Annotated in this window: 8 protein-coding genes and 1 pseudogene; 5 read left to right on the top strand and 4 right to left on the bottom strand. The window is 44.4% G+C overall.

Annotation, left to right across the window (positions count from 1 at the left end; translation table 11 throughout):
• Positions 1-451 precede the first annotated feature (451 nt).
• Together rplI and dnaB are read left to right on the top strand one after the other, a co-directional pair.
• On the top strand, positions 452-910 hold the full coding sequence (rplI, locus tag C7Y66_RS20350; protein ID WP_106546992.1) for a 50S ribosomal protein L9: 459 nt from the start codon (positions 452-454) through the stop codon (positions 908-910).
• A gap of 145 nt (positions 911-1,055) precedes the next feature.
• Positions 1,056-2,411, top strand: coding sequence for a replicative DNA helicase (gene dnaB, locus C7Y66_RS20345; RefSeq protein WP_015155972.1), 1,356 nt, complete (start codon positions 1,056-1,058; stop codon positions 2,409-2,411).
• A gap of 124 nt (positions 2,412-2,535) precedes the next feature.
• On the opposite strand, the gene C7Y66_RS20340 is transcribed toward dnaB, so the two are convergent.
• Positions 2,536-3,084 (bottom strand): FKBP-type peptidyl-prolyl cis-trans isomerase, encoded by a 549-nt coding sequence (locus C7Y66_RS20340; RefSeq protein WP_106546991.1) that lies wholly within the window; start codon positions 3,082-3,084, stop codon positions 2,536-2,538.
• A 163-nt stretch (positions 3,085-3,247) separates the two neighbouring features.
• A complete protein-coding gene (locus tag C7Y66_RS20335; RefSeq protein WP_015155970.1) occupies positions 3,248-3,571 on the bottom strand; it encodes a phasin family protein in 324 nt (107 codons plus the stop codon).
• A gap of 214 nt (positions 3,572-3,785) precedes the next feature.
• Between C7Y66_RS20335 and C7Y66_RS20330 the strand changes: the two genes are divergently transcribed.
• From C7Y66_RS20330 to C7Y66_RS20320, 3 genes are read left to right on the top strand one after another with little or no spacing between them, the layout of a single operon-like run.
• Positions 3,786-4,094 carry a TIGR03792 family protein gene (locus C7Y66_RS20330; RefSeq protein ID WP_106546990.1) on the top strand — a complete coding sequence of 103 codons (309 nt, stop codon included), beginning with the start codon at positions 3,786-3,788 and terminating at the stop codon, positions 4,092-4,094.
• Positions 4,095-4,106: 12 nt separating this feature from the next.
• Entirely contained in the window at positions 4,107-4,472 is a 366-nt protein-coding gene (locus C7Y66_RS20325) for a zinc ribbon domain-containing protein (RefSeq protein ID WP_106546989.1), read from the top strand.
• Positions 4,465-5,451, top strand: a complete 987-nt coding sequence (locus C7Y66_RS20320) for a threo-3-hydroxy-L-aspartate ammonia-lyase (RefSeq protein ID WP_106546988.1) — start codon at positions 4,465-4,467, stop codon at positions 5,449-5,451. The genes C7Y66_RS20325 and C7Y66_RS20320 overlap by 8 nt, the downstream gene beginning before the upstream one ends.
• A 24-nt stretch (positions 5,452-5,475) precedes the next feature.
• Here the strand turns inward: C7Y66_RS20320 and C7Y66_RS20315 are convergent.
• Positions 5,476-5,673 (bottom strand): annotated as a pseudogene (locus C7Y66_RS20315) (PIN domain nuclease); the annotation flags it as partial.
• Positions 5,674-5,675: 2 nt separating this feature from the next.
• Positions 5,676-5,939 (bottom strand): AbrB/MazE/SpoVT family DNA-binding domain-containing protein, encoded by a 264-nt coding sequence (locus C7Y66_RS20310; protein ID WP_106168776.1) that lies wholly within the window; start codon positions 5,937-5,939, stop codon positions 5,676-5,678.
• Between the last annotated feature and the right edge of the window lie 61 nt (positions 5,940-6,000).

The raw sequence follows: 6,000 nt of genomic DNA, 5'->3' as shown, positions 1-6,000 counted from the left end.
CCCTCGACTTAGCTGCTGTCGAAGCTCCTTCCCTCAATGGCTAATTCGCGTTAGTTTGATTTAGGAAAGCGCCTCCCCAAAAAGGGGGGCGCTTTTTGCTTTCTTTACAGTCTGGTAAGGGCGGGTTTACATAGATTTTCAAGTTGAGCAATAAATATGGTTGGCGAACCTACCCTTACTTGCATTTATCTCTACAATTCAACTAAAATAGTAAGTCTTGCCCTAGCTCCATTAAAGATGAGTCTGGAGACGGTAGCAAAGGTAAGAGCCTTTTCATACCGTCGATCGCGGCTCAAGGCTACAAACCTGTTGGTACAGGTACTCTACCCCCTCTTATCTTTCTCTCATAGAAGGATGATAGGGGGTAGTCCGGTGCAAAGGATTGGTTTGGTATCCTATCTTCAGTAGTAACCGCGATCGCAGAAAAATATTTAAGTATACAGGACAGCTCATGGCGAAACGAGTGCAATTAGTTTTAACGCAAGACATACTCAAGCTAGGCAAAAATGGCGACCTAGTTGATGTAGCCCCTGGCTACGCCCGCAATTATTTGCTGCCTAAAAAAATGGCAGTACCAGTTACAGCTGGAGTTTTAAAGCAAGTCGAACGTCGTCGAGAAGTTGAACGGCAACGGCAATTAGAATTAAAGCAGCAAGCACAAGAATTGAAAGCGGCTTTAGAAAAAGTTGGCAGTTTCACCATTGCCAAGCAAGTGGGAGAGAAAGAAGCAATCTTTGGTACGGTGACAGACCGCGAATTAGCTACCTTAATTCAGCAAGCGATCGGTCAAGAAGTGGATCGTCGTGGTATTACCTTACCTGACATTAGTAAACTCGGTACTTACAAAGCTGATGTGAAGTTACATCAAGATGTGACAGCAATGGTAGAAGTGAAGGTTGTAGCAGAGTAGTCATTGGTCATTCGTCATTGGTCATTTGTGAATAAATAATTTTGACTTTTGACTTTTGACTTTTGACTTCTCCCTTACCCCTTGATTAAAAAATCGGGTAAAAGTAGAGAGAGCTTCTTGAACTTTTGCCTGTTATTTTTTATATATGTACAATAATCAACAAAAATTTGTCAGTGATGGTGTCGATCGCCTGCCACCTCAAAATGTTGAGGCAGAAGAAGCGATTCTAGGTGGTATTCTACTCGATCCCGAAGCAATTGGCAGAGTGAGCGATCGCCTAATTGCCGATGCCTTTTATATTGATGCCCATAAAGAAATTTATCGCGCCGCACTGCAACTGCACGCGCAGGGTAAACCTACAGATCTACTATGTGTTGTTGGTTGGTTGAGCGATCGCGAACTCCTCAGTAAAATTGGTGGTAAAAGCAAATTAGTCCAGCTGGTAGACCGGACGGTTTCCGCAATTAATATTGATGCTTTAGCTGGCTTGGTGATGGATAAGTATCTCCGCCGTCAGTTAATTACATCGGGAAATGAAATCGTCCAACTAGGATTTGAGACAGAGAAAGAACTAGCAACTGTCCTCGACCAAGCAGAACAAAAGGTTTTCGGCGTGACTCAGGAACGCCCGCAGCAGAAATTAGTGTCAATTTCCGATACTTTAATCTATACCTTTCAAGATATTGAGAGTCACAATCAAGGCATTGCTCAGCCTGGGCTATCGTGTAACTATTACGATCTCGATGCGATGACGGGCGGTTTCCAGCGTTCTGACTTGATTATTATCGCTGGTCGTCCGGCAATGGGAAAAACCAGCTTTGCTCTAGGTTTGGCGCATAATATTGCGAGACTGCACAAGTTTCCTGTCGCAGTATTTAGTTTGGAAATGTCAAAAGAGCAGCTGGTACAGCGCTTGTTGTCCAGCGAAGCGGGAATTGAGAGTCAGAGGTTGCGGACGGGAAGAATTGCTCAGAACGAGTGGGAATTATTGTCTCACGCGATCGGCGAACTGTCAGATTTACCGATATATATTGACGATACGCCAAACATTACCGTGATGGAAATGCGTAGTCAAGCTCGTCGCCTGCAAGCAGAAAAAGGTAAAGAATTAGGTTTAATTCTGATCGATTATTTGCAATTAATGGAAGGTAGCGGCGATAATCGCGTCCAAGAATTATCAAAAATCACGCGATCGCTCAAAGGTTTAGCGAGAGAACTCAACGTACCAATTATTGCCCTTTCTCAGCTCAGCCGTAGTGTAGAAGCCCGGAATAGCAAACGCCCAATGATGTCAGACTTGCGAGAATCGGGTTCGATCGAACAAGACGCGGATATCGTGATTATGCTTTACCGCGATTCTTATTACAACCCCGACTCTCCCGATCGCAACATTGCCGAAGTCATCATCGCCAAACACCGCAACGGTCCCACCGGAACCGTGAAGCTATTATTCGATCCAAACTTGACCAAATTTGTGAATTTAGCCAAGCAGAATTTTTAAATTGTCATTTGTCATACCCTTCGGGAAGGGCTATTCTTCGAGAAGCCACCCTTCGGGTGTCTACGCCCTACGTCATTGGTCATTTGTGTTTGCCAATGACAAATGACCAGTGACAAATGACTAATTAATTAACCTTCAACAACTCAACGTCAAAAATCAGCGTAGCGTTGGGAGGAATAACGCCACCCGCACCGCGAGCGCCGTAACCTAATTCTGGGGGAATGACGATTTGGCGACGTTCGCCTACTTTCATCGTGCTGAGTGCTTCATCCCAGCCTTTAATGACTTGTCCCGTACCAACTTTAAATGAAAAAGGCTGACCGCGATCGCGAGAGCTATCGAACTTAGAACCATCTTCTAAAGTTCCTGTATAGTGAACCACGACGGTTTGACCTTTTTTCGGCATTTCTCCGCTTCCCTCTTGGAGGACGGTGTATTTCAGCCCAGAATCAGTTGTAATTGCTTTATCGTCAGACATTGGAGTTACCTTATTTGGTGCAGTTGGGGTTTGCGTTGGCTTCTCAGCTATAAGCGTGCTGGATGTGGCTTGAGTTGATGCTTGAACAGATGTAGTTTCAGCCAGAGCGTTATCTTTCGCTCCTCCTACCTGAGCTAGCACCAAAAGCACTACGCAAACTAACGTAATTCCCACGCTGATGAGAATTTCTTTCAAAATTAGACCCTCCTTCAGCTATGCAAGTGCGTCACTACTATATCTTGTAATGGGGTAGTTGGTAATTGGTAATTGGTAGTTGGAGATCGCAAGAGGCGAGAGACTAGAGGCTGATTTTGACTTTTGACTTTTGGCTTTTGACTTACCCATTACCCATTACCATCTAACGCCACATCTTATTTTCCAAATCGCGGATTTGACGCTCTAGGCGATCGATCCGTCCCCGTAACTCGTCCATTTCTGACTGACGGGGTACGCCAAGATCCTGCATGACATTACGGATCTGCCGTTGCAACTGCGCCTCAAAAGTTGTGGGATCGATCTTGAGCTGCTGCATCATGTTGTCTACAAACACTTTGGCTTGGTCAGAATTCATTTTGCCATCCTTGACCAGTTCATCGCTTACTTCCCGCAACTTCTCAGCTACAAGGGAAGTCGTACCAACACCAAGCATCAATAGTTGTTTAATCCAGTTGTTATTATCCATCCTGCTATCCAGTTAGTTAAAGGAATTTATCAACAAGTTGTAGGGGCGGGTTTACCAAGAGACTTTGTGACTTACAGAGATTTCGGGTGAACCCGCCCTTACAGAAATAGCGCTGCGATCGAGCTATGCTAAAAACATGTCACCCCAACTCCTCCTGTTATATTCTGGCAAATTTGGCGATCGCCATCCTTTCGAGCAGTAGAGAAAAAAGCGCGTGGTTATTGAGTTTCTCAAGTTTAAAGTCACTCCTGAATTAAGGGAGAAATTTATCCAAAAAGATGCCGAAATTTGGACGACTGCACTATCTGGCTATCCTGGGTTTCTCAGTAAAGAGGTTTGGATAGAACCTAATGTCCCAACGGAGGTTGCGATGATTATTCGTTGGGCAACGCGAGAACAATGGAAATCTATCCCTACCGAGCAACTCGACAAGATTGATGCTAAGTTTGCCCAGCAGATGGGGAAAACCTACGAGTTGATTCAGTCATCCGAGTATCAAGTCCGCAAGTTTCCTCAGTCGTAATTGCTTTGTACCATGCCTACCTGTCCCCGTTGTCATCAAGCAGTTGACTCTCAAGCGGTGAGCTGTCCTTATTGCCGCACGCCGCTCAAAGCATTCGGTCATCCAGGCATTCCCTTACACCGTGCTACCGATGACGAACCTTTGTGTAAAACTTGTACTTACCATTTAGATGATAGCTGCACGTATCCCCAGCGTCCATATGCGACAGAGTGTACGCTTTACCAAAACATCGAGCAAAAACGACTGGAGGAGGAGCAAAGACAAAAAAGTAAGAGTCCTGCTGTTGTGTTGCAAAATTGGCTGAAGCGCAATCAATCTTTGCTGTTAATTCTAGGGCTGTTATTAGTCTGTTTCCTCATCGCTTTGAGTCATGTCTAAAACAGAAGCTCCCATCGACACCAATATTGTCACCTTTGCAGATATCGAAGCAGCACACCAACGGTTGACAGGTGTTGCTAACAAAACTCCCGTAATGACTTCCAGAACGGTAAACGAACTGACGCAAAGACAGGTGTTTTTTAAGTGCGAAAACTTCCAAAGAATGGGAGCATTTAAATTTCGGGGGGCGTATAATGCCTTGTCGCAGCTCTCAGAACAACAAAAACGGCAGGGTGTACTCACATTTTCTTCGGGAAATCACGCTCAGGCGATCGCACTTTCGGGTAAATTACTCAACATTCCCACTACAATTGTCATGCCGAAGGATGCGCCAGCCGTCAAGTTAGCTGCTACGCAGGGTTATGGTGCTGAGGTTTTGTTGTACGATTGCGCCGAAATGACAAGGGAAGAGTTAGCAGCCGAACTCTGTCGGGAACGCCAACTCACTTTTATTCACCCCTACGACCGTCCTCAAGTTATCGCCGGGCAGGGTACAACTGCTAAAGAATTAATCGAAGAAGTGGGAGAATTAGATTTACTCTTAGTTTGTTGTGGTGGTGGAGGTCTGTTATCGGGATGCGCGATCGCGGCTAAAACACTTTCTCCGCAATGTAAAGTTATTGGTGTAGAACCGGAAAGAGCAGATGATGCGACGCGATCGTTTCATAGCAAAATCCTGCATACGGTTCATAATCCCGATACAATTGCTGACGGCGCTCGTACTCCGTCTTTGGGAAAAATTACTTTTCCTTTAGTATTGAAATATGTAGATGACATAGTGACAGTATCGGAAGATGCGATTAAACGCACCATGTATTTTTTGTGGGAGAGAATGAAGATTGTCGTCGAACCCACAGGAGTATTAGCCGCCGCCGCTTTATTAGAGGGTGTTGTCACTGCACCAGGAGCAAGAGTTGGAGTGGTTATCAGCGGTGGTAACGTAGATTTGCAGCAGGCTGGAAAATTTTTTATTTTTTAGAGAAATATATTATCAACGCAATATTCATCCAGGTTGCTTGACCTCACATTGCGTTGATAAATTTTTTGCCCGTTTCAGAAACTTTTCGTCAAACGTATAGATTGCTGAGTAATTCTGACTTTGAGCTAGGTGAAATGCATCAGCAAAATCTAAGCCGTTTTCGTGCCATTGCAAAACTTGCGCGATCGCGTTTATATTTGTGAGATAAACATTCGGTATTCGTGTCAACTGAAACCACGCCACTGAGCCGCTATTCCCTGACGAATTGCATCTTCCATTTCACCTAAACTTTTAGGCTTATCTTGATATTTCAAACATCCTGCAACATTCTGCAATGTTGTTTCTGGGAAAGGTTTTTTAGGTTTAAGCAGAATGCCATCACCTGTATCAATTACAATCAGTTCTTGTCCTGCTTCCCAACCATGAATACTGCGTAATATCTTTGGGATAATAACTTGACCTTCACTTGATAAGCGGGTTGTTTCCATCGAATGCACAAACTATGGTAAGAAATTTGTAAAAATTATAGCATGAGCTAAACTCGAAATT

The organism is Chroococcidiopsis sp. CCALA 051, assembly GCF_003015105.1.
Classification (GTDB): domain Bacteria; phylum Cyanobacteriota; class Cyanobacteriia; order Cyanobacteriales; family Chroococcidiopsidaceae; genus Chroococcidiopsis; species Chroococcidiopsis thermalis.
The sequence above is the reverse complement of the archived record's forward strand: the minus strand, read 5'-3'. Positions and strand labels throughout refer to the sequence as shown.